Genomic DNA, 26,301 nt, shown 5'->3' with positions numbered 1-26,301 from the left:
GCGGCCCGGGCGCCCGTCAGGGCACGATGTTGATCATTTTGCCCGGCACCACGATGACCTTCTTGGGCGCCGCACCACCGAGGTTCTCCTGAACCTTTGCGTCGGCCAGAGCCGCGGCCTCGACGTCCGCGGGAGAAGCGTCGGCGGGGACGGTGATGCGGGAACGCACCTTGCCCTTGATCTGAACCGGGTACTCGACCGAGTCCTCGGTGAGGTAGGCCTCATCGTGTTCGGGGAACGGACCGTGGGCGAGCGAGCCGGTATGCCCGAGCCGGGACCACAGCTCTTCCGCGATGTGCGGGGCGACGGGCGCAACCATGAGCACCAGCGGCTCGACGACCGACCGCGGGGCACCCGGCCCGTCCGTGGGATAGGTCTTGGTCAGGGTGTTGACGTACTCGATGAGTTTGGCGATCGCCGTGTTGTCGCGCAGCTCGGCGAAGTCGTCGCGCACCCCGGCGATAGCCTTGTGCAGCGCCTTGAGCACGTCCTCGTCCGGCTCGCCATCGGTCACGCGGACATCGCCGGTGACCTCGTCGACCACGACGCGCCACAGTCTCTGCAGGAAGCGGTGCGCGCCCACGACGTCCTTGGTGGCCCAGGGCCGTGAGGTGTCGAGGGGCCCCATGGACATCTCGTACACGCGCAGGGTGTCAGCGCCGTAGGAGTCGCAGATCTCATCCGGGGAGACGGAGTTCTTGAGCGACTTGCCCATCTTTCCGTACTCCTGCGACACCTGGGATCCGTCGCCGTCGCCACCGGTCCAGTAGAACGTGCCGTCGCGCTCTTCCACCTCGTCCGCCGGAACGTACACGCCTCGGGCGTCGGTGTAGGCGAAGGCCTGGATGTATCCCTGGTTGTACAGCCGGCGGTAGGGCTCCTCGCTGGTGACGTGCCCCAGGTCGAACAGCACCTTGTGCCAGAACCGCGAGTAAAGCAGGTGCAGCACCGCGTGCTCGACGCCGCCCACGTAGAGGTCTACTCCGCCCGGGTCATCGGGCCCGTGGATCTCAGGCCGGGGCCCGGTCCAGTAGCGCTCGTTCTCCAGCGCGCACAATTGCTCGGAGTTGGTGGGGTCGATGTAGCGCAACTGGTACCAGCTCGAGCCGGCCCAGTTGGGCATGACGTTGGCGTCACGGGTGTAGGTCTGCAGCCCGTCCCCCAGATCCAACTCCACGGTCATCCACTCGGTGGCCTTGGCCAGGGGTGGCGACGGGACCGAGTCGGCATCGTCAGGGTCGAACGAGACAGGCTTGTAGTCCTCGACTTCCGGCAGTTCAACGGGCAGCATCTCGTCGGGCAGAGCGTGGGGCACACCGTCCGCGTCGTACACCACCGGGAACGGCTCGCCCCAGTAGCGCTGGCGGGCGAACAGCCAATCCCGCAGCTTGTACTGGATGGTGCCCTCGCCGGTGCCCTGGCCCTCGAGCCAGTCGATAGTGGCGGTCTTGGCCTCGTCCACGGCGAGCCCGTCGAGCGAGAGACCGCCAGAGTTGGTCGAGTTCACGGCCACGCCGTCACCGGTGTACGCCTCGGACTGCACGTCGATCTGCGAGCCATCGGCGGGGGCCACGACCTGGGTGATCGGCAGCCCGAAGGCGGTGGCGAACTCGTGGTCGCGGGAATCGTGGGCCGGCACGGCCATGATCGCGCCGGTGCCGTACCCCATGAGCACGTAGTCAGCCACGAATACGGGGATCTGCTCGCCGTTGACCGGGTTGACGGCGTGGACGCCGAGAAAAACGCCGGTCTTCTCCTTGTTCTCCTGTCGCTCCAGGTCAGACTTACGTGCCGCACGGCGGCGGTACTCCACCACGGCCTCGGCGGGAGAGGAGTGGCCGCCGGTCCACCGCTCGTCACGCTCGCCGCCGGGAAGCTCAGGCCAGAATGGTCCGGCCAGCTCGTCGACCAGCGGGTGCTCGGGCGACAGCACCATGTAGGTGGCGCCGAAGAGCGTGTCCGGGCGGGTCGTGAAGACCTCGATGGGCTCGTCGGCCACCGAGAAGCGCACGCGGGCGCCCTGCGAGCGCCCAATCCAGTTGCGCTGCATGGACTTGACCTTGTCGGTCCAATCGAGCCTGTCTAGATCATCGACCAGACGGTCGGCGTATGCGGTGATCCGCATCATCCACTGGGAGAAGTTCTTGCGGAAGACGGGGAAGTTGCCGCGCTCGGAGCGTCCCTCGGCGGTGACCTCCTCGTTGGCCAGCACGGTACCGAGTCCCGGGCACCAGTTGACGGTGGAATCGGAGAGGTACACCAGTCGGTGGGCGTCGAGGACCTTCTCCTGCTCTGCGCGCGACAGCTCCGCCCAGTCCCGACCGGCATGTTCACCCGGGAGGGGGCGGGTTCCGGAGGCGAACTGTTCGATGAGCTCGGAGAGGGGCCTGGCGCGGCCAGTCCGTGTGGGGTGCTCGCGTCCGTCTGTGGTGCGGGCAGGGGCCTGGGGGTCGTACCAGGATCCATGGATCTGCAGGAAGATCCATTGGGTCCAGCGGTAGAAATCGGTGTCGGTGGTGGCAAACACGCGGCGGCGGTCGTGTCCCAATCCGAGGCGACCGAGCTGACGCTCCATGTTGGCGATGTTGGACTCGGTCGTCACCCGCGGGTGCTGTCCGGTCTGCACCGCGTACTGCTCTGCAGGCAGGCCGAACGCGTCGTATCCGAGGGTGTGGAGGACGTTAGTGCCCAGCATCCGGTTGAAGCGGGCGAAGACGTCGGTGGCGATGTACCCGAGCGGGTGCCCGACGTGCAGTCCGGCGCCCGAGGGGTACGGGAACATGTCCTGGACGAACAACTTGCTCTCTGGCGGTGCAGCTCCGTCGGGGTCCGCGAGGGGGCCGACCGGGTTCGGGGCCTCGAACGTGCCGCGCGCGGCCCATTCGGTCTGCCAGCGCGACTCGATCTGGCCGGCCAGGGCGGCTCCGTAGCGGTGGGCCGGTCCGGTGTCGGACTGCGAACCGCTGTCGGAATGCACTCCGGTGACGGTCTGGTCGCTGTTGCTCACGGTTGTCTGCTCTCCCTGGTATCGCCGGTGCCCACACGCAGGCGAAGTCCAGCCTAAACCCTGCTCTCAGCCAAGCATCGTGAGGCTCCGAGGGCACGGGGAACGGATCCTCGGGGGGTGCTGTTGCGCTGCTTAGAGTTTTGCCGGCCCGGGTGTCGCCGATACTTGTGCGGTGACCGTCGATCGAGCGGTGCTGTTGCAAAGTGGACGGAGTCACTGGATGAGGGCGGCGTGAACAGCGGCCGGCCACAGCCGGTGGAGTAGTTCCTACAGGTGCTGGAAGGCCTTGGTGACGATGACGGCATCGGGGTTGGGAGCGTCATAGGCGAATAGTCTGCCTTGGCCTTTGCGGAGGGAGTGCATGGCTTCCATGCCTTGCAGGGCTCGGTAAGCGCTGGTCGGGGTCTTGAACCCGGATTTGGGTCCTAAGATGCGTTTCCAGTCGACCGTGGTCGCCTCCGATGACGTTGTTGCAGTACTTTGACCTGCGATGTTCCACTTCTGGTGGCATTTTCCCTCAGCTTTGAGAGCGGTGATCGCTGCTGCCAGTGCCGGATTTTTGTCCGTGCAGATGACCCGAGGTTGCCCATGGTGGCGTGTCGAGCGCAGGGTCTTGGCCAAGAAGCGTTTCGCGGAGGCCGTTGATCGGCGAGTGGACAGGTAGAAGTCCAGGGTGTCGCCTCGTTTAGTGACAGCGCGGTAGAGGTAGCACCACTTTCCGCCGATGCGGATGTAGGTTTCGTCGACGCGCCAGGAGTCTGCTCCCCACCGGGGCGAAGCGTCGGTACCAGCGGGTCTGTGTATCCAGCTCAGGCCCGTACTTCTGGACCCACCGGAAGATCGTCGTGTGGTCCACGGCCACGCCGCGCTGAAGTAAGCATCTCCTCGAGCTCCCTGTAAGAGATGCCGTAACGGCAGTACCAACGCACCGCCCAGAGGATGACCTCACGCGGGTAGTGACGACCGGAGAAGATGCTCATACCCCCGAACCTGCCACCAGGGGGCCCGGCAGCGAGTTGCGGCCGGTCAACTTTGCAACAGCACTCTTTGCCCGTCCAGTGGGATGGTCTTATTCCCGACCCTAAGTTCCGAAATGGCTCCACTCCGTCTCACATCTGACAAAAGTCGAATTTGAGCAGGCGCGAATCAGTATGTCCAGGTAGTTTTCCGAGTCACTGCTGAAGCGCCCGCCAGGGCCGACTGAGGAGCGACGGATGTTCAAGAAGGTCTTGGTCGCCAATCGCGGAGAGATCGCGATTCGAGCGTTTCGTGCGGCTTACGAGTTGGGCGTGAGCACGGTGGCGGTGTTCCCCTTTGAGGACCGCAACTCGGTGCATCGATTGAAGGCGGACGAGTCGTATCAAATCGGTGACTCCGGGCACCCAGTTCGGGCGTACCTGTCGGTGGAGGAGATCGTCCGCGTTGCACAGCACGCTGGCGCGGATGCGGTGCACCCCGGTTATGGGTTCCTATCGGAGAACCCGGACCTCTCGGCAGCATGTGAGGCCGCGGGGATCACCTTCGTTGGCCCACCTACCCGGGTCCTCGAGTTGGTTGGGGACAAGTCCCGGGCAGTGACCGCCGCACGAGAAGCGGGCCTACCGGTACTGCGCTCATCGGCGCCGTCGGCTCATCCCGAGGAGTTGATGGAGGCGGCAGCAGCGATGACATTCCCGCTGTTCGTCAAAGCCGTTGCTGGTGGTGGCGGGCGGGGAATGCGCCGCGTGGAGCGGATCGAGGAGCTCACCGAAGCGCTCGAGGCCGCGTCTCGAGAGGCGGAGTCAGCCTTCGGCGATCCGACCGTCTTCCTCGAGCAGGCGGTGATCAATCCCCGACACATCGAGGTCCAGATCCTCGCCGACAACTTCGGCGATGTCGTCCACCTCTACGAGCGAGACTGCAGCCTGCAGCGCCGACACCAGAAGGTCGTGGAACTGGCGCCAGCCCCGAACTTGCCGACAGAATTGCGTGAACGGATGTGCTCCGACGCCGTTGCGTTTGCCCGTCACATCGGTTATTCCTGCGCCGGAACCGTGGAGTTCCTCCTCGACGAACTCGGCAAGCACGTGTTCATCGAGATGAATCCTCGCATCCAGGTCGAGCACACGGTGACCGAGGAGATCACCGACGTCGACCTGGTTGGTGCACAATTGCGGATCGCCGCCGGGGAGTCACTGGCGGACCTCGGGCTGAGTCAGGAACAGATCACCATCCGCGGGGCCGCGCTGCAGTGTCGCATCACCACGGAGGACCCCAGCAATGGCTTCCGGCCCGACACCGGCCGGATTACTGCCTACCGGACGCCTGGTGGGGCCGGAGTCCGGCTCGACGGTGGGACAACGCTCGGTGCCGAGGTGACCGCTCATTTCGATTCGATGCTGGTCAAGCTCACCTGCCGTGGCCACGACCTCGGCGTCGCGATGTCGCGGGCGAGGCGCGCACTTGCCGAGTTCCGGATCCGTGGTGTGGCAACGAACGTGTCGTTCCTGCAGGCAGTATTGGACGATCCAGACTTTCGCGCAGGCTTGGTGACCACCTCGTTCATCGAGGAGCGTCCGCAATTGTTGAGAGCACGCCCGTCGGCTGATCGGGGCACCCGCATCCTGACCTATCTCGCCGACGTCACAGTGAACAAACCCCACGGTGACCGGCCGACAACGGTGTATCCACGGGACAAGCTCCCTGCTCTGGACAGCGACGCGAGGACATCCCCGCCGGACGGGTCACGGCAGCGACTGCTCGCTCTGGGCCCCCAGGGTTTCGCCGCCGATCTACGGGAACGACCGCAACTCGCCGTAACCGATACAACTTTCCGGGATGCCCATCAGTCACTACTGGCGACTCGTCTTCGCACCAACGACCTTCTCACCGTGGCGCCTCACATTGCAGCACTCACCCCGGAACTCTTGTCGGTGGAATGCTGGGGTGGGGCGACCTACGACGTGGCGCTGCGCTTCCTGAAGGAGGACCCCTGGGAGCGGTTAGGGCAGATGCGCGAGTCCATTCCCAACATCTGTCTGCAGATGTTGCTCCGAGGGGCCAACACGGTCGGATACTCCCCCCAGCCGAAAAAGGTCACGTCAGCGTTTATCGCGGAGGCCACCGACGTCGGTGTCGACATCTTTCGCATTTTCGACGCCCTGAACAACGTCGAGGCGATGCGCCCGGCCATCGACGCGGTCCGCTTGACCGGAACCTCCGTCGCCGAGGTCGCGATGAGCTACACCGGCGACCTCTCCGATCCGGCCGAGGAGCTTTACACCCTCGACTACTACCTGCGGCTGGCCGAGAGCATTGTCGAAGCCGGAGCGCACGTCATCGCTATCAAGGACATGGCGGGACTACTGCGGGCACCAGCTGCAACCCTCCTGATCGGCGCCTTGCGTGCGGAATTCGACCTCCCGATTCATGTGCACACCCACGACACCCCGGGAGGTCAGCTCGCCACCTACATGGCTGCGTGGGAGGCCGGCGCGGATGTAGTAGACGGTGCGAGTGCCGCCCTCGCGGGGACAACGAGCCAGCCCGCGCTGTCGTCGATCGTGGCGGCGACCGCCCACACCACACGCGACACCGGGCTCGACCTCGCTTCGGTATGCGCCTTGGAACCGTACTGGGAGGCGGTGCGCAAGGTGTACGCACCGTTCGAGTCCGGGCTCCCGGCGCCAACCGGTCGCGTCTACACCCACGAGATTCCCGGCGGACAGCTGTCCAATCTCCGACAGCAAGCACAGTCGCTGGGACTGGCCGAGCGATTCGAGGCGATTGAAGACGCTTATGCCGACGCTGACCGGATGCTGGGGCGCCTCATCAAGGTCACCCCGTCGTCTAAGGTGGTCGGCGACCTCGCCCTCACCCTGGTCGGCCGCGGGATCACTGCCGACGACTTCGCAGCAGACCCGGCGGCCTACGACATACCCGACTCTGTAGTTGGCTTCCTCAACGGAGACCTAGGCGACCCCGCCGGTGGATGGCCCGAGCCGTTACGCAGCAACGCACTGAAGGGTCGGCCGATGCCACGGCCGAGTGCGCCGCTCACTGCCGTAGATGACGCCGTTCTGGACGAACCTGGGCGAGACCGGCAGCGGACTCTGAACCGCGTGCTGTTCCCCGACCCGACCATGCATTTCGACACGCACCGAGACTGCTATGGTGACACGTCCCGGCTCTCGTCGAACCAGTTCTTCTACGGACTACGCCGAGGCGACGAGCACCGTGTTGAGCTCGAACCCGGGGTGGAACTCCTCATAGGTCTTGAGGCTATCGGCGAGCCGGACGAGCAGGGAAACCGGACGGTGATGTGCGTCCTCAACGGTCAGCTGCGGCCTGTGCGAGTCCGCGACCGATCCGTCGGCGTCGACGTCCCAGTCGCAGAGAAGGCCGAATCAGGCAACCATCTCCACGTCGCCGCCCCGTTCGCCGGCGTCGTCTCTGCCACGGTGGAAGTCGGAGACCGACTCGAGCCCGGTGCAACGGTCGCGAGTATCGAGGCGATGAAGATGGACGCAGCAGTGACCACCTCCCGCGGCGGCACCGTTGCGCGGATCGCCATCTCCGGAGTTACCCAGGTCGAGGCAGGGGACCTGATCCTCACGCTCAGCGAGTGACCAGAACTGATGAGACAGGCGCCCTGAGGGCAGTCTTCGCGGTTAGGGCGGGCGGACCGGTGATGTCTCGATATGCGACACGACATCGAGGCCGGTGACGGGAACATAGATCCGAGGCCGTGCTCTGACGTCGTACGGTCCGCGTTTTGTTTTCCCGTTCCGAGCGAGGAGTCCTCATGATTTGGATCAACGTGAAATTCACCGTCAAGCCCGAGTCAGTCGACCGCTGGCTCGCCGAGACACGCGAGTACACCGAAGCCACCCGCGCTGAGCCCGGTAACCTCTGGTTCTTCTGGACCAGGTCCGTCGACGAGGGCAACGTCTTTCTCCTGTGCGAGGGTTTTGCCGACGACGGGGCCGAGGCCCACGTCAACTCCGACCACTTCGCCAAGGGCATTGAAGCCATGAAGCCGATGCTCGTCACAACCCCCGACATCATCAGCCGCCAGGTCGACGGCGAGGGTTGGGACAAGATGGGTGAAATACAGATCGGCTGACAAAAACACATGAGCGGCCCGGCATAGAAATGCCGGGCCGCTCAGTGCCCCTACACCCGACCGAGGACGCCAGTAACCGGAAGGATGTAGTGGATCAGCGACAACGTGCCTACTCTCCGCCCTGAACCGCGGGACGCAGGTCGGGGCGGAGAGCTTGTCGGTAGCGGGGCGGTCAGTAGATGTTCGACGGTCGGACCATTCCCTCGGCCAGGTCTCCGAAACCGGGGGCCATTACGGCGCCGGGGTTCGGACCGACCTCTTCGACGATCGCTGTCTCGGTGGTGATGAGCAGTCCAGCGATGGATGCTGCTGCCTCGAACGCGGCGCGCGTCACCTTCAAGGGGTCCACGATGCCGGCTTCGAAGAGGTCGACATACTCTCCCGCCATGGCGTCGAAGCCCTCCTCGGCCGTCATTTTCGTCACCGCCTTGACGACAGCGACGCCGTCGTAACCCGCGTTGTCGGCGATGAGCCTCAACGGCTCAGACACGGCGACGGCCACCACTTCCCGTCCGATGGCTTCGTCTCCGGTGAGTTCAATTAGGCCGAGCGCCTCCCTCGCATGCGCGAGCGCGGCCCCTCCGCCGGCGACGACCCCCTCCTCTAGCGCAGCCCTGGCCGCACAAAGAGCGTCCTCCACCCGCATCAGCCGTTCTTTGAGCTCCACGGATGTAGCACCGCCGACCTTGATCGAGGCGACCGTCCCAGAAAGCCTCGACTGCCGGAGTTGCAGTGAATCCTTATCGTGGTCGATCTTTGCGCGCTCGAGCTGTGATCCGATCTGCTGGATGCGGGCCTCGATCTCAGATGGGTCCCCGTGACCTCCGATGATGGTGGTGATGTCCTCCGTGATGGTGATCCGGTCGCAACCTCCGAAGTGCCGCTCGGTGATTTCGGCGAGTTCCAGACCGGAGTCCTTGGCAACTACCCGGCCGCCCAGTGCATAGGCGAGGTCCTCCAGCTCAGAGATCCGGCGGTGCCCGAAGCCCGGTGCCCGCACGACACAAGATTGGAACGTTCCGTGCACGTTCCCGGAAGTAAGCATCTGCAGCGCGGGACCGTCAACGTCCTCCGCAATCAGAACCAACGGCCGGTCTGATCGACGCGCGGCTTCCACGACGGGCATGAGCTCCTGCACCTGGCTGATCTTCTGGTTGGTGAGCAGGATCGCCGGGTTCTCGAGGACCGCCTCCATGCGTTCGCGATCGGTGACCATGTACGGCGAGATGTAACCGTGATCGAACGAGATGCCGTCGACTACTTCGACGCTGATTCCGGGAGTCTCCGTCTCCTCGACATCGACCACCCCGTTGCGCCCGACGAACTCCATCGCCCGGGCGATCGCGTCGCCGATTGCTTCATCGTCCCCGGCCGCGAGGGTAGCTATGTGTCGGACCTGCTCGGTACCCGAAACCTCTCGCGCCTTTTCCCGGAGCGCTTCGACGAGAACGGGGACTGCCTTGTCCATCCCGCGGCGCACCCTCATCGGGTTGGCGCCGCTGTCGACGGCCTTGAGTCCCGCCGCCACCAGCGCCTGGGCGAGGACAGTCGCGGTGGTGGTGCCGTCGCCCACCTGTCCGTTGGTCTTCATTGCCGCCTCTTTGACGAGCTGGGCCCCCATGTTTGCGAACGGTTCGGAGAAATGAATATCCCTCGCGATCGTGACACCGTCGTTGGTGATAGTCGGCGGACCTGTCATCTTCTCGAGTACCGCGTTGCGCCCCTTCGGTCCAAGCGTCACTTTGATCGCATCGGCGAGCCCGTCGACGCCTGCCTTTAACCTCAAGCGCGCGTCACTGTTGAAGCGAATTTCCTTGGCCATGGCTGTCTCTCCTGTGCTGGGTTCCGGTGTCATCCGACGACACCGGCGAAAGAACATGTGGGGCTCCGTGTCGGCCCGTGAGCCGGCTCCGGAGGAGGGAAAATAACGGGATCAGGGCACGAGAATCGCTCTACCGCGCACCCGGCCCGCGACGAGATCGTCGATCGCCTTCTGAAAGTCGTCGAGCGAGTACTTCTGGGTGTGCAGCGTGACCTTTCCCTGGGCCGTGAGCGCCATCAGTTCCTTCAGGTCGTTGTAGGTGCCGACCAGGTTTCCGATGATGTTGCGTTCTGAGGAGACCAGATCGATGGTCGGGATGACGATGTCCTCGCCGTAGCCGACCACGTGGTACTCCCCGTTGCGCTTGGTCATCGCGAGACCCTGTGAAGTCGAGCCTCCTTCACCGACGAAGTCGATCACGACCTCTGCTCCGGCCCCGCCGGTGAGTTCGAGAACCTTGTCAACCTGCGAGCTGTCCGCCACGACCGTCATGTCCGCCCCGATCTCTTCGGCTAGCTGGAGTGCCTCCGGGTTGCGGTCGATCACCACCAGCCGGGCCGGGGAGAGCGCCTTGAGGCACTGGATACCGATGTGTCCCAGGCCACCGGCGCCGATCATGACGCAGGTGTCGCCCGCGCGGAGCTTCGCGGCAGCCTTCGCGACCACGTGATACGCGGTGAGACCCGCATCAGCTAGCGCGGCGACATCTGCCGGTTCGAGAGAGTCGTCGAGTTTCACACATGACCGAGCACTGGTGAGTAGGTATTCGGCGTACCCGCCGTCAGCGCCGATTCCCGGGAACGTCTGCTCCTCGCAGTGGCAGTCCTGGCCGTCGCGGCACGGGCCGCACAGTCCACAGGTGATCAGCGGGTGGCAGATCACCTTGTCGCCGACGGTGACGTTTGTCACCGCAGCGCCGACAGCGTGTACCCAACCAGCGTTCTCGTGACCGATCGTATAAGGCAACGTGACGCCTGACTTCTCGCGCCACTGCTCCTCGATCACGTGCAGGTCGGTTCGACACACCCCGGCTGCACCGATTCGCACGATCACGTCCAGCGGGCCCGAAATCTCGGGTTCGGGGACGTCGTGCATCTCCATGTTCTGGTGGTATTCGACCACCCGGACGGCCCTCATAGTGCGCTCCTTGAATCGGTGATGCGCGTGCTCATGTCCCCGCCCTCGGCGTCGGAGTAGCGAGTGGCGAGCAGACCGCGGCAGTAGTGCGAGTTGCCATCGATCGAGACGCGTGCCACTCGGGCGAACTTGAGCTTGATGGGGATCTGTTCGTCGGGCACCGGCGTACCGTCTTCGGTCACCATCACCGGGGCGTCATCGCTGGCAGGGAGTCCGATCGCCTCCCGTCGTCGGAGAAGCGCCTCCGTGGTCTTGGTCGGCGGAAGATCTGCGAGCTGAACAGAACCCAGGTCCTCCACCCGCAGATCGGGGTTCGACTTAAGGAGCCGCTGCAGGCTTCGTTCCATCGCCGCCGTATGGGCCTTCTTCTTGAACGTGGCGCGGAGTTCGTCGAGCGACTCCCGCGCCTCCGTTCCGAAGGTGCCCTGATAGCCGGCCTCGGCAGCGAGACCAGCATTGATCTTGGGCGAATCGTGGTGGTCGTCGAGCTCGACCACCACTCTTCCGATCCCTGGGACCTCCTTCAGCGCGTCCTGGGCATCCGAGGCCATGAGGTAGGCGAAGTTCGGCGCGCAGAACGACGTCGGGAGTCTGAGGTGGACGGACACTCCGTGGTCATCGATGTCCACCGAGCGGACGAATCCCAGGTCGGTCACGGGTTCGTCCAGCTCGGGGTCCACGACGGTGTCCAGCGCTGCCCATACCTTATCGGGCAGAGAGGTGATCGTGGCGGTCATCGCGATCAGGCCTCCGCCCCTGCGGCGACTTCCTGCTTCGGCTTGTCCGCATCGGACCCACCGGGCACCTGGAACTCCTCGGGCACCTCGATGTCGTACATTGCCGCAGTGTTGAGACCGAGGATCCGCTTCTTGTTCTCGACCGTGATCTGGCCGTACTCCTCCTGCATGTCCTCCGGGATCTGGAAGTCGAGGAAGGCCTCGATCAGCCACTTCGGCTTCCACAGCGCGTAGTCCGAAGAGAACTGCATTTTCTCGTCGCCGATCCAGTACAGCATCTCCCCGATCATCTCCGCGAAGTAGCGCGGGCGGGTGTGGATGAACGGCATCACGACGGACAGGCCGGCGTGCACGTTCGACTCCTGGGTGGCGATCCAGCAGAACTCGTCCAGACGTGGCAGACCGCAATGTTCCACGATGAAGTTAAGTTCCGTGTAGTCCGAGGCGACCGGGTCAACATCGCGCACGCTGAACGCATCCATGTCCAGCGGCCTGAGCGTCGGCCCCTTATGGATATGAATGTTCTTGATCCCCAGTTCGATGCACTTCTCCAGGTAACGTCGCGACCACGGATCGTCGAGCCGGTATCCGCGGGAGTCTCCGTGCCACTCGGCCGTGTACAGCTTCACGCCCTTGAGGTTGTACTTCTCAGCGTCCTTCTCGAGCTGCGTGAGTCCCGACTCCTCAAAACGCGGATCGTAGGCATGGTTGTACGTCACACGCTCAGGATTGTCCTGGGCGAACTTCCAGTTGACCTCGTTCGGGGAGAACGTGTCGTGGTAGAAATCCGTGAGCATGGTCGTCTGCAGGATCGCGTGATCGACCTGGCCTTCTTCAAAGACATCCCGTTCCACGCCCTCTGGGCCGTAGTAGAGGAAATCGTCGTACGCCCACTTCTCCTCGTCTGGGGAGAGATTTGAGTGATACCCGAAGAACGTGTCGATGAACTGCTTGCCGTGGATGTTCTTATAATTCTCGGGCCGGCCATCCCAGATATGGATATGGCTGTCGACGATGAAGTATTTTTCTCCATTGTGCGTATACATGGCGTCCATAGCTCCTGTTATGAGTGGTGGAAATTCGAGGTGAACAATGCCGGGAGGGGCATGCCCTCCCAGGGCCACGACGCAGGCGCCTCGCGGCCCGGGAGCGGAAAAGTTAGGTCAAGACCTTCACGGGCTCTCCGTCGCAGTGAGGGTGAAGCCGATGTATTCCGCGGCCGCCTCCGGGCTCGCGAAGATCATCGTCTTGTCGTCCAGGTGGACCATCCGGCCGTAGTGGGTCGATGAGATTTCCTCGAAGGTCATCTCGTTGAAGTCCTCACCGAGCGCATCGCTGAGCTCGTCGTAGTCGAACACCAACTTCTCGCCGCCGTCCACGCGGATCATTGACGGATACTCGACCAATTCGACCCCGGGCTTGCCCTTCATCACCTCGGCGACCACCTGGCCGACCGGTGTGTTCATCAGCGTCACTCCGCACATGTTGGAGAATGTCGCTTCCGCACCGAATATCATCTCGCTCATGACTGCAGCTCCTTCGGGATTTCCAACTCGAGCTCTTCGAGCAGAATCGAGAATTTCTGACTGGCCAACTCACAGGACGTCGTGAACGTCACCGGCTTCTCAGCAGGCTGCGACCAGATGGGCTGCAGAGCAGTGGCCGCTGCGACCGCCTTCGGCATCCACTTGGCCAACCACTGGCCGAACAACTCCTTGTTGGCTTCACCGTGGACCTCGTCGCGCACGAGCATGCGAAACAGTGACCGGGTGTACTTGAGGTCTCGGTCGTAATCGTTCTCGCCCGTGCCGACGATGGTCGGCGTGATGTAGTCGCCATTCTGCGCAGCAATCTGCATGACCAGTTCTGAGCGGAACAGAGCTCCGACCAGCTGTTCAAAGACGACGTTCGTCGCGAACAGGAGCTCGCACCAGTCCCCCGTCGCCGTGAGTTCCTCGACGAGCCTGCGGGTCGGCTGCCATTCCGGGGACGACTGCCAGACTTCCTTGTGGATCTCACCGTCGAACTCTTCGAGTTCCTCCGATAGATCCAGGTTGAACAGGGCCAGATCCTGGGCGAAACGCATCTTATGCGCTGCGTTGACCGCGACCGCGGTGTTGATCATGTTGGTCGGCCCTGAGCGCTGGATGGCCGTGAACACATGCAAGGCCAGGCCGTTCTCGGCATGCATCCACGCACCGATGTTGCGTGCGACGAAGGACGTCCACGCGCTGTTCCAGCCCGCATAGGCGTGTGCTCGCTTCGCGTTTTCGAGGCACAACTGCACCTGCCGGACGACCGCCGCGTTGTTGCGGTAGATGGTCTGTTCCCACTCCTGGTTCGGGTCGCGGAAGTCGTGCCAGACTTCGGATTTAGCGGCCGTCCATTCCTTCGGGTAGCCACCGGGACCGTCACCGAAGCCGTAGATCCAACCCTGCGATAGATACCGTTCCGGGTCTGGCTGTACGTCGACGGTGACGTCCTCGTACATCGTCGCCCTGAGCTTGGCGGGCTTGAAGTAGCTGTAGCTACGACTCTTCGAACTAGGGAACTCCAGAGAACCCGCCTGGGCGTCGGTGAAGTGGATCGAGGGGAATCTATCGTCCTGCTTCTTCTCGCCGTTTTCTTCGGCCGTTTCTTCGGCCGTTGCTTCTGTCATGTCGGTCACTTCCGTTTCTGTTCTCAGACGCTCTCGGGCGTCATCGGACTAGTGAACTTGTCGAAAAAGACTTGGTCGCTCGGTACCATTTGGCTTTCGAGCATTTCCGTCGCGGCATCGACCATCGGGGGTGGGCCGCACATGTAGACCTCAGTGGACCGGAGAGTTGGCTCATGACGCTCGGCGACCATGTGAATGAACCCCTCTTCGAGTACCACGTCCTCGTAGCCCCACTCCGCGGGAAGCTCGTCCGACAGCCCCACTACGAATCGAAAGTCCTTAAGCTTCTTTCCGATCTCACGGATCTCGTCGATGTAGAAAAGGTCGTCTATTCTCCGCGCGCCGTAGTAGAAGTGAACGCTGCGGTCGGAGTTTGTCTCGGCGAGGTGCCGGAGAAGTGAGAGGATTGGTGCCATACCCGCACCGCCGGCGATACCGACGATTGGGAGCACCCGACCCTCCTTGATGGTGCAGTTCCCGTACGGGCCATTGAGGTGCAGTTGGGTGCCGGCCGCGATTCCGTCGTCAAGAAGCGAGGAGAACTGTCCGCCCGGGTATTTCTTGATGATGAACTCAAGATGGTCCGCACTAATCGGAGTGGTGGCCATTGAGAAGGACCGCTTCTCGCCGTCCTCTCCTCCCGGAATGAGAACGTCCGTGTACTGCCCGGGCTTGAAGTCGAAGTCGACCCCGCCCAGCGGGCGCATCTTTAGCGACACCATGTCGCCGGTGAGCTCCACCACCGACAGGACCTCGCAATCGACGTCCTGGATGGGCGTCGCGTTGAACAGCTCGTCCTCGTCGAAGTTGAGCAGTTCGATGGTGCAGTCCTCAAACGCGTGCGCTCGACACAGGAGGACGAATCCGTCCTCGACCTCGGAGTCGTTACAAGCAAACGTCGAATACTTGTCCATTTGAATATCGCCGTCGAGAACAAACGACTTACATGCCGAGCACTGACCCTCTCGGCAACCATGCATCAAGTGGACGTTCTGCTTGAAGGCCGCGTCGAGGATCCGTTCGTCCTCCGAGACCTCGATCTCGATGCCGACAGGTTCGAAGTAGATGCGGTGCTTTTCAGACACGGTCTCGCTCCTGGTTGATGACGATTCGATAGTGGAGAAGCAGGGTGAGTGGCGCCGTTCCTCAGTGGGCCAGCGCTACTCCCCTCCAGGGGCCGCCGTCTGTCACCCGGCGACCCCTTCACTTCACTCTGGGATCAGACGCTGACGTTCTTATTCGCGCGGTACGCGGCTATGTGAGCCACCCGCTCGGCGTCGGACATCTGGTTGAGGAGCACGTTCGGACTCTGGAACGTGATGCCCCGGAGATCGTCGGTGGTCCACATCTTCGCCGGGTCGTCCAGATCCAGATGCGGCTGCGGAATGAGTGTCTTTCCGTCATCCCGGATATAACCGAGCTTCTCGACGATGTCGGCCAGGTCCTCGTTGTGGTGAAGGGTCTCCCACTCGCGGTCGCCGGTCAGCCGGCCCATGTTCGGCGTGGGCCGCCCCTCGTACTCGTCTCGGAATGCCACCGCGTCAGTCCAGTAGCAGGTTTCCGAGCAGTAGGTCCGCCATTGTCCGTCGACCTTCTCTACGACCATGTCCTCACGGATCAAGGCCGGGACCATACAGGTCCAGCAGCGGTGCGGATACTCGTAACCAACCTCCTCGAAGGCGATGGGCTTGTTGCGGCCCGGATACTTCATCCGGTTGTAGTTCTCCCACCACTTGCCGAACCGCGAGTACCAACCCGGGTACTTCTCCTCGAACCACTCGAAGTCTGTATCCGTCATCGGATCGATCTTCCAGTAGTTCACCGGCCAACCGGTGGCGAAGAAGCGCGCCACCTCATGGTGATAGAACTTATTCGTGATCCGGTTCCAGGCCTCCTCAACAAGGTCGTGCGGGATAGTGAGCCCGTACTTCTCGAGGGGGAGGAGGTAGGAGCGGTAGTAGTCGTCGTAGATCCACCGACGCCACATCTCGGCGTAGGACTCACGGTTCTTGCGACGGTCCTTGGTGCCGTACTCGATGAACGTGCCGATCGCCGCGTCCACCACACAGTGGTTGTTCCACCAGGCGTAGCGCAGGTCGCGTTCTAGCAGCGGACGGTTCTTCTCGTCTGCCAGGGCCATGAGAAGGATCGAGTAGCCGTTGGAGATGTGTCGCGACTCGTCGGACTGGACCGAGTGGAACACCGTGGGTAGGAGGTAGTCGCCGTTGGCGGCAGCTTCGTCCGGCATCGCAACGAACAGCGTGTTGGTGAACGCTGTTTCCGCGACGACAGTCAGATAGATGTTCGCCGCCGTGATCGCGTCACCGGTGATGAAGCCCTCGCCGAACTGCCTGCCGATGGTGCCCGCGTAGTTGTTCGCGAATCCCTTCGACGAGATGTCGAACCCGGCGGGATCGACATAGTGGTTCATGTAGAGCTTCTTGAGGTTCATCTGGATCGTCGAGTGACGAACCTCGTCGATCATCTGCACCGCGAGTCCGTTATGAATCTCCGGATTCGGTACGGCGTCGATGGCCATAGGCATTGCGCGTGCTGCGGAGATCTCCGGGAACGGGATGATCGACAGGAACAGCTTCTGCCATTCCAGCCAGCGCGGCTGGACCTGGCGGAACATGTTGCCGCGGATCGCGCCGTCCATCGCGCCGTACACCCGATTGTCCTTCTCTTCCTCCATTGGGAAGTAGGACCGCATGATCTGCTTCAGCGGGTCCTTCTTGGGTGCCTTCTCGAAGGTGTAGTCCGTACCGAAGCGTGTCGCCGGAGTCGCGAAAGTCGGCTCCCACGTCAGCTCACTGATCTTGTTGTGCGCCTTGGTCAGGCTCTGTCTGCTCATTGCCGTTCGCCTCCTGGTGGGTTGGCATCTGGAGTGGTGCGGCCGGGCCGGGGCGTCCAATCGGTTCGACCATTCCGGGCGTGAGCGCTGCCCGTGGCTCTGAGTAGACCCCCCCGACTGTGTGACTTATGTCTCACACTGAGAATGTCAAGTGCCGGCCCCGTAGCGCATAGGCAGATGTGTCTCATTTCGAGAAAGCGTCCCGAAAGCGGCTCTAGCTGCAGTTTTTTCCGGAAAGTGACGCTCTTCTTACGCATGGCACGGGGTAAAGTCAACGACGTACACCCCGTTGGAATCGAACACCGCAGAGCGGCCGACGTGCCGGTTGCGGCGAGCAGCAGCGAGGGACGCCGTGAGAGTGCGGTCGGCGAGGAGCATCGATGGCAGGAACCCTGAGGGGCCAGGCCGAGGATCCGTGGTTGGGACGTGCAGAGAATGATCTGCGTTCCGGGACCTCCGGTCCGGAAGAGCAGTTCCCACTCGTGCGGCCACCCATCGCGGACTCCTGGCGCAGGAGTCAACTATTGGGCGTCGACCGCACTGAAATCGAACCCCGGTCATCCGGCATCGTCCCCCACGACGACGACGTCCTCCGGTGTGTCAATGCGGTTCTCGCCCGCAACGCCCAACGCATGGCAAACGAGCCCGTCACCATCGTTTTTGCGGCGGCCGATGGTTCGATCGTCCAGCGTTACTGTGGCGATTCCAGCATGGCTCGCCTGCTGGATTCGGTCCACCTGGCCCCAGGAAGCGGATACGACGAGGAGACGGTGGGCACCAACGGCATCGGAACCGCAGTGACGACCGCGGGCCCGGTATTGGTCCATGGCCCAGAGCACTACAACGACAAGTTATCGATCTTTACCTGCGCCGGACAGCCCATCTTCCATCCACTTACCGGATCGCTGGTCGGGGTTGTCGACATCACCTGCTACGCGGAAGACGCCACCGGCCTACTTATGACCACTACAGGAGCGCTCGCCGACCAAATCGAGCAATCTTTGCTGGACACAGTCAGCCCCGGTGAAACACAGCTGCTGCGCGAGTACCTCAGTGCATGTCGGCGCACTTCCAACCCCGTGATCGCCCAGAGCGACGATGTTGTGATGTTTAACCGGCACGCTCAGCAGCTGCTCTCACCTGAGGATCGGGCGTCCCTGTTAATCCACTCCGCCGACTTCACCGGAGACTCACTCCAGGAGTCCGCGGTTGCGGATCTCCCCAGTGGCCTCTCGGCACGACTCACTTACAGTCCCTCCACGCTGAACGGCAGAGTGGTAGGCGGAATCGTCCGCGTCCGCTTGGGCCAGCGGAGCTCAAGCGCATCAACGACAGCTCGCCACCGACCACTCAACGGGCTGATCGGAACGTCGCCGGAGTGGCTCCGCGCGGCCGATTCGCTCCTCAGTTACGCGCGCCGGGGCACCTCGGTAATCGTGACCGGAGAACCGGGGGTCGGCAGGACGGCGATGACGCGCGCAGCTCACGACACGGTGTTCCCGGGTGAGCGGCTCGCCATCATCGACTGCGCCGACTCGGCCGATGTCGATACCTTCGTCGAAAAACTTGAAGCCGCGCTTAAAGACCGAGGCTCCCTCCTGCTCCGCAAGATCGACAAGCTGGACAGCCGGGCGATCAGCGCAGTGTCGGAACTGCTCGTCGCGCACCGCTTCGCACCTACCGAGACCGGCCCGTCGTGGGTCCTGGCCACGACCGAGAGCGGGAGTGATGACACGGGGATCGATTCCGCCGTACTCCCGAACTTCGACGTCTCTGTCTTTCTTCCCCCGCTTCGCCACCGGTCGGAGGACATCTCCAAACTCGCCGTCCACCTTCTGCACCGATTCGACCGCGAGGGGCGAGTCCGCTTCGATGAGGCCGCGCTACGCCACCTGTCCCGGCTCCCGTGGTACGGAAATATGGCGCAGTTGCAAGGCGTCGTACGGGATTGTGTCCAGAGCAAGCGGTCAGGGCTCATCGGCATAGAAGATCTCCCCGCCGAATGCGACTCTTCCATCCGACGCTCGCTTACTCCGATTGAGGCTATCCAAAGGGACGCGATTGTCGAGGCGCTCCGAATCCATCACGGACACAAGCTCGCCGCCGCGAATTACCTAGGCATCTCTCGGGCGACCATCTACCGAAAGATCCGCGAGTTCGGCATCGCCGTCCGAAACCTTAAATCTAAGACGTAATTACCGCCCCATCGCCAAGCGCACCCGCGACTACTCTCGGAACTCGCGCAGCTCGGCAGATCGCTGTGGAAGCGCCGGGCGGAGATCCTGGCCTACTTCGACACCGGAGCCTTCAACGGCCCCGTCGAGGCCATCAACGGACGCCTCGGGCATCTCCGCGGGATCGCCCTGGGCGGTGCTGTTGCAAAGTGGACGGAGTCACTGGATGAGGGCGGCGTGAACAGCGGCCGGCCACCGCCCGCTGTTCGCGGCGTGCTGTGGAGCTCCTGCCCCTGCCTGCCTGCCTAAAGAGTTCGGCAGGCAGGGGCAGGTTCGACTCACGAGGCGTTTGCTATAGCGGCCCGCCTCGCTATGAATGCCTTACGTGCGGTCAAGGCCAGGTCGACAGCGAGAAACACTGCGAGCGAGGCGCCCAGCAATGGAAGGAACGCTCCGATCGCCAGCGCGGTGACTGCGGCGATGACGTAGGCCTGCCGCTGATGGCCCGTAAGTCCACCCAACGCGGTGGGCAGACTGCCCTGGGTGGGGCGGCGTTTCCACCACATCCGGTAACCGAGCACTGCCAAGGCGACGATCGTCAGTGCTGTGGCAGCGAGGGCGATCTGCAAGGGCAGGCCGAACAAGATGCCCATGTGCAGATGGATGCCCCACGAGGACAACTTCGAATAGAGCGAGAGCTCATCGAATTTCTGCGTGTCGATGATCTGACCTGTGCTGCCGTCAATGGCGATCGCATCGGAGCTAAAGGTCCAGGGAACCCATAGCTCGCTAACCTTCCACGCGGTGTCGGCATCAGCGGGTGGGAACATCCGCACAGGTCCGTCCAAGCCAGCCTGGCGCGCCACGGCTAAGACCTCGGAGGCGTGATTGACCGGAATTCGAGAACCCGTATCGGTCGAGCTATGCCCTTGGTGCCCGGAAGTCTCGCCTGCCGCTGGTGTTTCCGCGACTAGGGAGGTCTGCAAGGGATCGGAGCGCCAGTTCATCTTGTCGACCACGGCGTCAATGTTGGCGCCGGCGTAGGTCGACCAGGTTAGGCCGGTTATCGCGATCCCCAGGATGGCAATTGTGAACCACGTTCCGAGGGTGGCGTGCACGCTCATCGACTTCTGTCGTGTTCCAGGCCGCGCAGGCAGTCCTCGCAGAAAGTGCCGCGGGGTTGAGGACTTGCCGTGGCGTGTGGAGCGCACTTTGCGCCACCACATGATCAGTCCGCTAAGTGCCAGAATGAGCAGCCAGGAAGCGGCGAGTTCGGAATATACCTCTCCGGGCGGGCCGAGGTGGAGGTCCTTGTGCAGGCTTGAGATCCAGCTCCGTACCGGAAGTTCGCCTAGACCGCTGTAGCTGGTCAGGTCGCCTTGTATGGTGCCGGTGGCAGGGTCAACGAAGACGGCCCGTTCGAGTCCGTCCTCGAGGGAGTCGTCGGCGAACAGTATGCGGGTGGCGGTTCCAGATCCGTCAGTGGGCCAGATTTGAGCCACGTCCAGATCGGGGAACTGGGCTTGCGCAGCGTTGACTTGTTGCTCCAGCGGTAGGGCAGTTGACGCCTCGGGTGCGGTGATTTGCTCCTGGTAGACGATCTTTTCCAAGGTCGGAGCGAACGCATACAAGGCTCCGGACAGGGCGGCGACGATCAGAAACGGGGCGACGAACAAGCCGGCATAGAAGTGGACCCGAGTAAGGATCGCGCCAAGTTGAGCGGCCAAAGACCTTGAAGGCTGAGGTGTATCGGAGCGTCCGGGATCGTGGATGTGACGTGCTGTCGGGTGCGTGACAGTCATAGTTGGGAAAGACCTTTCGAGAAGATGGCGACGCGCGTTAGCGGTGCGTCCCACCCGGTGGGGCAGGATGCACCGTTCGAGGCCGTATGTGCAGGCCAGGCCTTGTGATCCGGAAAGTGCCACGACTGGTCGACCGACGGCGCTCACCGAGATCGGGTGCACGGGCAGGCTCAGAACTACTGCTGCCGCTAGACGTCGGTATCTACGGCATGCGAAGTGTCCCGATGGGCCCCTAGCAAGGGCGTCTAAGTGGAACCGTCCGCGCGCTGCACGCGACGGCGACGGCCCGACGCGCGGCCTCACAGCCGCGCGTCAGGGAGCGGAGATGGGTTTACCCGCCGTGGTTCGTGCCTTCGTGGGTGCCACCGATGTACTCCTCTTCGCCGCCTTGGAAGTCCCGGGCGGAGACGGTGATGTCCTGCTCTACGGCGTCGTCGAATAGCAGGGTGATGGTGATCTGCTGGCCGGTAGTGATGGGCTGGTCAAGATCCATCAACATGATGTGGTTTCCGCCCGGCTCCAGCACCAACTCCCCGCCGGCAGGGATGACAAAGCCATCCTCCTTTTCCCGCATCATCGACCCGGAGCCCCCGGGAACAGTCTCGTGCAATTCCGTTGTCCCGCCGACCTCACCGCTGACGCCAGTCAGGTGAAGGTCTGACTCCCCGGGGTTGCGGATGGTGCCGAACACACCGCTCATGTCGGTGTCGGTGGCCTTGGCCCAGCCGTCTTCCAAGACGACGGCGCCCGCGTTGGCGCCCGTAATGGTGTCTGGATCGTTTGTGCTGCAGGCAGTGGTCAATGCCAGAACGAAGGCTCCTGCGGCCACTAGAGCAGTACGGGTGTAGGTGCGCATAGCAAATCCTCAAAATGGGTGTGTGAAGTATCCCGGCAGCGCAGGCGCGCTATCGGGTGCGGAAGATGGGTTCACACAGCTACGGGGGGCGCTCTAGTCCCGCCTCGGGAGAGCAAGTACTGCTTTACCGAGGTATCGGACCGGCCAGTCGCTCGAGTGATGAGGATCGTCGACAGGTGGGCGATTACCGGTGGCGGGAATGCTCGTGCGGAAAGCCAAGCAAGAGCCCCGGCCAGCACAGCAATGACAAGTAGCGCGAAGACAATGGCGGCGATGTGCGCTGCAACCATCACCGGGGACAACAGGGCTGCCGCGGACGCAAGGGGGTCCAGAGCCGCATCATCCATCGCAGTTCGCACGACTGCTGGGTCGACAGTATGAATGCCGACACCATGGGGAGCGCCAGTGGAGTGTGAATGGCCTGAGGACATGGCGAGATGCACAGCGCCCTGACCGCACACCAACCCAACCGCTGCAGTGAAGATCGGGGGGCGGTAGCGGGCCAACGCAGCCGTAACCGCCCCGACGCCAGCGCTAGTAGCAGCAACAGTGAGGAGTTGGCCTGCAGTAACCGGGCCCATGTCTCCTGGCGCAGCCAGCCCGTGAGCACTGATGCCAAACACGCCGCTGACAACCGCCACGACCATGCCCACGACTGCGGTCACTACCGAGGGGAGCTCAGACCGCAGTCGATCCGCCGACATGGACTCATCCTAAGCCAGGCGCCAGACGTCTCATCACTGTTGGACCCCTTCAAACATGACGAAGGTGACGCTAAACGCGGCGTTTCCGACAGTGGCACACGGCCGGCACTCGTCTGGCCGGGAAGCGGGATCGCCCGGCTACGAAAGCTCCGCGAAGTGCTCGGTGTCCCGGACCTTGCCGGAAACGATGATGGTGTCCCCCGCGTGCAAGACCGTATCTGCGTCGGCGTAGGTGAACCCCTCTCCCGGTCGCTTGATAGCCACCACGGTCACACCGAAATCCGTGCGGATCGTCGTCTGCCCCAGGGTGCGGCCGGTCGCAAACGATGGGGCAGTCGTCTTGACCATGGCAAAGCCGTCATCGAACTCGATGTAGTCGATCATCCGCCCGCGCACCAGGTGGGCAACCCGCTTCCCCATGTCATGTTCGGGGCGTACGACGTGGTGGACCCCAATCTGAGTGAGGATCTTGGCGTGCGAGTTACTGATCGCTTTGGCCCACACGTTCGGAACCCCCAGATTGATCAGGGCCGAGGCGGTAAGCAAGCTGGCCTCGAGGTCCGAACCGATCCCGACCACCGCTTTATCGAACTCGTGGACCGACAGCTGACGTAGCGACTCCTCATCCGTGGTGTCGGCCACTACAGCGTGGGTGAGGCGATTTGCGATCTTCTGCACCACCGCGTCACTGGCGTCGATGCCCAGAACTTCCGCCCCCTGCGACATCAACTCCAACGCCAACGATTTACCGAACCGGCCCAGGCCCAGCACGGCAACAACATCGGGTGCTGCTCTTCTAGCCAATGAGAGGCCTTTCTTTCGGAAGGTCGTACCGGCGGCCGCGCTGCCGCGCAGCCAGAGCACTGACCATGGTGATCGGGCCAATCCGGCCCAGGTACATCAGCAGAATCAGTATCCACTGCCCCCAGTGGGGAAGCTGCGCAGTGATGCCGGTGGACAACCCGACCGTGGCGAAGGCCGAGGTCACCTCGAACAGCAGCTGATTGACACTGAACGGTGTCCCCGCGAGTAGCACGATCGTCGAGACCATCACCAGCGCGATACCGATCACGGCCACCGCCAGCGCCTGGCGTTGGACCCTGGCATCGATTCTCCGATCCAGGATCGTGACCGACTGCTCTCCCCGCGCCTCGGCGATGACCACGAACATCAGCAGAGCGAACGTCGTTACCTTGATCCCGCCGGCGGTACCACCGCTGCCCCCACCGATGAACATCAGCACGTCCGTCACCAGCAGGGTCGCCTCGTCCATCTGTCCGTAGTCGACACTGTTGAATCCTGCGGTTCTGGGCATCGTCCCCTGGAACGCGGCCACCAGAACCTTGCCCCCGACGTCGAAGTGCTGCAGTGTACGGGTCCATTCGAGGGCCAGAACCGCCACGAATCCGACCAGGAGCAGGATCGCCGTGCCGGACACGGTCAGTCGCGCGGTCAGGCTCCATCGCGGGCGCATTCGTCGCTCCGAGGCGGACTGTCGAGTGCGCCGCCACACCTCGAACAGCACCGGAAATCCCAGCCCGCCCAGCACCACGGCCACCATGAGCGGGACGCAGATCCACGGGTCGGTGGCGAAACTGATCATGTTGTCGCTGTACAGCGCGAACCCAGCGTTGTTGAACGCCGAAACCGCGTGGAACACGCCCAACCACACCGCCCGCGACACGGGCTCGCCGTACCCGACTGCAAACCGTACGGTCAGGGCTGCCGCGACGACCGCCTCGATGAGCAGGCTCATCCGGACCACCCCGACGACGACGTCGCGGACGTCGCCGAGTTCGGCGGCCCTGGCTTCAGCGGCGGTGTTCAGCCGGGCCCTGAGCCCGAGGCGGTTCGCGAGCACCAGTCCGACCATCGAGGCCATGGTCATGATCCCCAACCCGCCGGCCTGGATCAGGGCGAGGATGACGGCGTGGCCGAACCCGGACCAGTGCACCGGGGTGTCCACAACGATCAGCCCGGTCAGGCACATCGCTGACGTCGAGGTGAACAGCGCCTCCGTGACACCAGTGCGACCGCCCGACGCGACAGAGACCGGGAGCAGCAACAGCATCGCCCCCGCCACGATCGCCGCAGCGAAACTCAACGCCACGACCCGCACAGGGCTCAAAGTCGCCCAGCCAGCGAGCCGACGCATCACAGACGGGGACACCCGCCCATATTCAGTCACGAGAACCGACTGTAGACCTATCGATCCCCCATGCCCTCTACTTGACCACCACTCCTCCTCCACCACAGAAAAGCCGGACTTCAGCAGGAATATGTCGTGTCAACTACTCGGGTAGGCTCAGGACATGGTTGACCGAGTTGTGAAAAACGAAGTGCGATGGCTCAACGATTCCGAGAAGACGCTATGGCGCGACTACCTGGCAATACAAGGCCGCCTGCATGTGGAAATCCAGCGCGACCTCAAGACGTCGTCCAGCCTCACCGAACCAGAGTTCGAAGTGCTCGCGCATCTCAGCGAGGCCGACAGTCCCCTACGGATGACCGCGCTCGCCGACGCCCTGCAGTGGGAGCGCAGCCGCCTGTCTCACCAGGTGACCCGGATGGTCAAGCGCGGCCTCGTGCAACGCACCCGCTGCCCGGACGATGGCCGCGGCGCGTTCGTGACCTGCACCGAGGAAGGCGTACGCGAGATCGAGAAGGCCGCACCTGACCACGTGGAGACGGTCCGGCGGGCCTTCCTCGATCGACTGGGCGAGCGCGACAAGCGCGAGCTCGCCCGGCTGCTCGCCCTGGTCCGCGGTCCTTCCGGGGCTGAAGCGAATCGGAGATCCGGCGCTGCGGGCGTAGCCTCGGGGGCGTGAACGCAGTGCTCGTGGTGGTCGTCGTGTTCCTCGTGGGGCTCGCCCTCGTGCTCGGGGGTACGGGTGTCGCGGCCCTGATCGGAAAATTGCCCGGCAACGGCGTCCTGGGTGTCCGTACGCCGGAGACCCGCCGCTCCCCCGAAGCATGGGAATTGGCCAACCGCGCCGCCGCGCCCTCATTCCTCGGCTCCGGCCTCGTGTTGCTGCTCGGTGCGCTCGCCCTGGGACTGATCGGCGGATGGATCGGTGGGCTCGTCGTCGTCGTGTCCATCGTCTTTGCGCTCGCCCTGCTCAGCGTCGCCGGCCTGGCCGGCGCACGCGCGGCGGCTATGTGGGACGCCACCCAGGATGACCAGAGCGGCTGTGGCTGCGGCCCCGACGGCTGCGGCGGCCACTCCGGCGACTCCGACTCCGGTGGCGCCGTCTGCGCCCCCGCCGCCGACACCCAGCCCGGCGACCCCGCCGCCGACTGCGGCGTGACCGGCGGCTGCGGCTCGTGCGCGCTACAAGGCATGTGCGAGACAGAAAACACCAGCCGCTGAGCCGGCCACCGGCTCCTCCGGTAGCCGAGCCACGCGGCCGCCTCTACGGTCTGAAGTCCATCCAACTCACACCAC

General features: G+C 63.4%; 19 protein-coding genes and 1 pseudogene. 6 read left to right on the top strand and 14 right to left on the bottom strand.

Going from position 1 to position 26,301, the window contains the following annotated elements:
- Nucleotides 1-16 precede the first annotated feature (16 nt).
- Together leuS and FQ137_RS02850 are read right to left on the bottom strand one after the other, a co-directional pair.
- Nucleotides 17-3,007, bottom strand: a complete 2,991-nt coding sequence (gene leuS / locus FQ137_RS02855) for a leucine--tRNA ligase (protein WP_188064737.1) — start codon at nt 3,005-3,007, stop codon at nt 17-19.
- A gap of 267 nt (nt 3,008-3,274) precedes the next feature.
- Nucleotides 3,275-3,931, bottom strand: coding sequence for an IS6 family transposase (locus tag FQ137_RS02850; RefSeq protein ID WP_188064735.1), 657 nt, complete (start codon nt 3,929-3,931; stop codon nt 3,275-3,277).
- Between the two features lie 290 nt (nt 3,932-4,221).
- Here FQ137_RS02850 and FQ137_RS02845 point away from each other — a divergent pair, with 290 nt between their 5' ends.
- Complete coding sequence (locus FQ137_RS02845) at nt 4,222-7,614, top strand: pyruvate carboxylase (RefSeq protein WP_149291041.1); 3,393 nt, start codon at nt 4,222-4,224, stop codon at nt 7,612-7,614.
- 176 nt (nt 7,615-7,790) lie between these two features.
- Entirely contained in the window at nt 7,791-8,111 is a 321-nt protein-coding gene (locus FQ137_RS02840; protein ID WP_149291040.1) for a putative quinol monooxygenase, read from the top strand.
- 172 nt (nt 8,112-8,283) lie between these two features.
- On the opposite strand, the gene groL is transcribed toward FQ137_RS02840, so the two are convergent.
- The 8 genes from groL to FQ137_RS02800 form a co-directional block, all read right to left on the bottom strand.
- Nucleotides 8,284-9,933 (bottom strand): chaperonin GroEL, encoded by a 1,650-nt coding sequence (groL, locus tag FQ137_RS02835; RefSeq protein ID WP_149291039.1) that lies wholly within the window; start codon nt 9,931-9,933, stop codon nt 8,284-8,286.
- Nucleotides 9,934-10,044: 111 nt separating this feature from the next.
- The gene (locus FQ137_RS02830; RefSeq protein ID WP_149291038.1) at nt 10,045-11,070 is read right to left on the bottom strand and encodes an NAD(P)-dependent alcohol dehydrogenase; all 1,026 of its coding nucleotides are present in this window, start codon (nt 11,068-11,070) and stop codon (nt 10,045-10,047) included.
- Nucleotides 11,067-11,807 carry a metal-sulfur cluster assembly factor gene (locus FQ137_RS02825; protein ID WP_149291037.1) on the bottom strand — a complete coding sequence of 247 codons (741 nt, stop codon included), beginning with the start codon at nt 11,805-11,807 and terminating at the stop codon, nt 11,067-11,069. The genes FQ137_RS02830 and FQ137_RS02825 overlap by 4 nt, the downstream gene beginning before the upstream one ends.
- Nucleotides 11,808-11,812: 5 nt before the next feature.
- Entirely contained in the window at nt 11,813-12,853 is a 1,041-nt protein-coding gene (locus tag FQ137_RS02820) for an amidohydrolase family protein (RefSeq protein ID WP_149291036.1), read from the bottom strand.
- 126 nt (nt 12,854-12,979) lie between these two features.
- Nucleotides 12,980-13,333 (bottom strand): propane 2-monooxygenase effector subunit MimD, encoded by a 354-nt coding sequence (gene mimD, locus FQ137_RS02815; protein WP_149291035.1) that lies wholly within the window; start codon nt 13,331-13,333, stop codon nt 12,980-12,982.
- The gene (locus tag FQ137_RS02810) at nt 13,330-14,466 is read right to left on the bottom strand and encodes an aromatic/alkene monooxygenase hydroxylase subunit beta (protein ID WP_149292607.1); all 1,137 of its coding nucleotides are present in this window, start codon (nt 14,464-14,466) and stop codon (nt 13,330-13,332) included. The genes mimD and FQ137_RS02810 overlap by 4 nt, the downstream gene beginning before the upstream one ends.
- Before the next feature lie 23 nt (nt 14,467-14,489).
- The gene (locus FQ137_RS02805) at nt 14,490-15,551 is read right to left on the bottom strand and encodes a 2Fe-2S iron-sulfur cluster binding domain-containing protein (RefSeq protein WP_149291034.1); all 1,062 of its coding nucleotides are present in this window, start codon (nt 15,549-15,551) and stop codon (nt 14,490-14,492) included.
- Nucleotides 15,552-15,685: 134 nt separating this feature from the next.
- Nucleotides 15,686-17,320: a methane monooxygenase gene (locus FQ137_RS02800; protein WP_149291033.1), complete on the bottom strand. Its 1,635-nt coding sequence runs from the start codon at nt 17,318-17,320 to the stop codon at nt 15,686-15,688.
- A gap of 380 nt (nt 17,321-17,700) precedes the next feature.
- On the opposite strand from FQ137_RS02800, the gene FQ137_RS02795 reads away from it, so the two are divergent.
- Nucleotides 17,701-19,515 carry a sigma-54-dependent Fis family transcriptional regulator gene (locus FQ137_RS02795; RefSeq protein WP_149291032.1) on the top strand — a complete coding sequence of 605 codons (1,815 nt, stop codon included), beginning with the start codon at nt 17,701-17,703 and terminating at the stop codon, nt 19,513-19,515.
- Between the two features lie 24 nt (nt 19,516-19,539).
- Nucleotides 19,540-19,689, top strand: a pseudogene (locus FQ137_RS02790) (transposase); the annotation flags it as partial.
- A 143-nt stretch (nt 19,690-19,832) separates the two neighbouring features.
- On the opposite strand, the gene FQ137_RS02785 reads toward FQ137_RS02790, so the two are convergent.
- The 4 genes from FQ137_RS02785 to FQ137_RS02765 all read right to left on the bottom strand — a co-directional run bounded on the left by FQ137_RS02785 (nt 19,833) and on the right by FQ137_RS02765 (nt 25,011).
- Nucleotides 19,833-21,296, bottom strand: a complete 1,464-nt coding sequence (locus FQ137_RS02785) for a PepSY domain-containing protein (protein WP_149291031.1) — start codon at nt 21,294-21,296, stop codon at nt 19,833-19,835.
- A gap of 331 nt (nt 21,297-21,627) precedes the next feature.
- Nucleotides 21,628-22,152 carry a copper chaperone PCu(A)C gene (locus tag FQ137_RS02780; protein ID WP_149291030.1) on the bottom strand — a complete coding sequence of 175 codons (525 nt, stop codon included), beginning with the start codon at nt 22,150-22,152 and terminating at the stop codon, nt 21,628-21,630.
- A gap of 842 nt (nt 22,153-22,994) precedes the next feature.
- A complete protein-coding gene (locus FQ137_RS02770) occupies nt 22,995-23,660 on the bottom strand; it encodes a TrkA family potassium uptake protein (RefSeq protein ID WP_149291028.1) in 666 nt (221 codons plus the stop codon).
- Entirely contained in the window at nt 23,653-25,011 is a 1,359-nt protein-coding gene (locus FQ137_RS02765) for a TrkH family potassium uptake protein (protein WP_149292606.1), read from the bottom strand. Before FQ137_RS02765 ends, FQ137_RS02770 begins: the two co-directional genes overlap by 8 nt.
- A gap of 157 nt (nt 25,012-25,168) precedes the next feature.
- Here FQ137_RS02765 and FQ137_RS02760 point away from each other — a divergent pair, with 157 nt between their 5' ends.
- Together FQ137_RS02760 and FQ137_RS02755 are read left to right on the top strand one after the other, a co-directional pair.
- Entirely contained in the window at nt 25,169-25,684 is a 516-nt protein-coding gene (locus tag FQ137_RS02760) for a MarR family winged helix-turn-helix transcriptional regulator (RefSeq protein WP_149291027.1), read from the top strand.
- On the top strand, nt 25,681-26,226 hold the full coding sequence (locus FQ137_RS02755) for an SdpI family protein (protein ID WP_149291026.1): 546 nt from the start codon (nt 25,681-25,683) through the stop codon (nt 26,224-26,226). Before FQ137_RS02760 ends, FQ137_RS02755 begins: the two co-directional genes overlap by 4 nt.
- Nucleotides 26,227-26,301 lie beyond the last annotated feature (75 nt).

The sequence above is a fragment of the Dietzia sp. ANT_WB102 genome, assembly GCF_008369165.1.
Lineage (GTDB): Bacteria > Actinomycetota > Actinomycetes > Mycobacteriales > Mycobacteriaceae > Dietzia.
Note: the sequence above shows the minus strand (reverse complement) of the source record. Positions and strands in the feature narration are given on the sequence as shown.

Excerpts from the sequence above, each read along its gene's own strand:
- FQ137_RS02795 (WP_149291032.1), top strand. The coding sequence starts at position 17,701 with ATGGCAGGAACCCTGAGGGGCCAGGCCGAGGATCCGTGGTTGGGACGT.
- mimD (WP_149291035.1), bottom strand. The coding sequence starts at position 13,333 with ATGAGCGAGATGATATTCGGTGCGGAAGCGACATTCTCCAACATGTGC.
- FQ137_RS02830 (WP_149291038.1), bottom strand. The coding sequence starts at position 11,070 with ATGAGGGCCGTCCGGGTGGTCGAATACCACCAGAACATGGAGATGCAC.
- FQ137_RS02820 (WP_149291036.1), bottom strand. The coding sequence starts at position 12,853 with ATGTATACGCACAATGGAGAAAAATACTTCATCGTCGACAGCCATATC.
- FQ137_RS02845 (WP_149291041.1), top strand. The coding sequence starts at position 4,222 with ATGTTCAAGAAGGTCTTGGTCGCCAATCGCGGAGAGATCGCGATTCGA.
- FQ137_RS02840 (WP_149291040.1), top strand. The coding sequence starts at position 7,791 with ATGATTTGGATCAACGTGAAATTCACCGTCAAGCCCGAGTCAGTCGAC.
- FQ137_RS02765 (WP_149292606.1), bottom strand. The coding sequence starts at position 25,011 with ATGCGTCGGCTCGCTGGCTGGGCGACTTTGAGCCCTGTGCGGGTCGTG.
- groL (WP_149291039.1), bottom strand. The coding sequence starts at position 9,933 with ATGGCCAAGGAAATTCGCTTCAACAGTGACGCGCGCTTGAGGTTAAAG.
- FQ137_RS02800 (WP_149291033.1), bottom strand. The coding sequence starts at position 17,320 with ATGAGCAGACAGAGCCTGACCAAGGCGCACAACAAGATCAGTGAGCTG.
- FQ137_RS02760 (WP_149291027.1), top strand. The coding sequence starts at position 25,169 with ATGGTTGACCGAGTTGTGAAAAACGAAGTGCGATGGCTCAACGATTCC.
- FQ137_RS02825 (WP_149291037.1), bottom strand. The coding sequence starts at position 11,807 with ATGACCGCCACGATCACCTCTCTGCCCGATAAGGTATGGGCAGCGCTG.
- FQ137_RS02785 (WP_149291031.1), bottom strand. The coding sequence starts at position 21,296 with ATGACTGTCACGCACCCGACAGCACGTCACATCCACGATCCCGGACGC.
- FQ137_RS02780 (WP_149291030.1), bottom strand. The coding sequence starts at position 22,152 with ATGCGCACCTACACCCGTACTGCTCTAGTGGCCGCAGGAGCCTTCGTT.
- FQ137_RS02810 (WP_149292607.1), bottom strand. The coding sequence starts at position 14,466 with ATGACAGAAGCAACGGCCGAAGAAACGGCCGAAGAAAACGGCGAGAAG.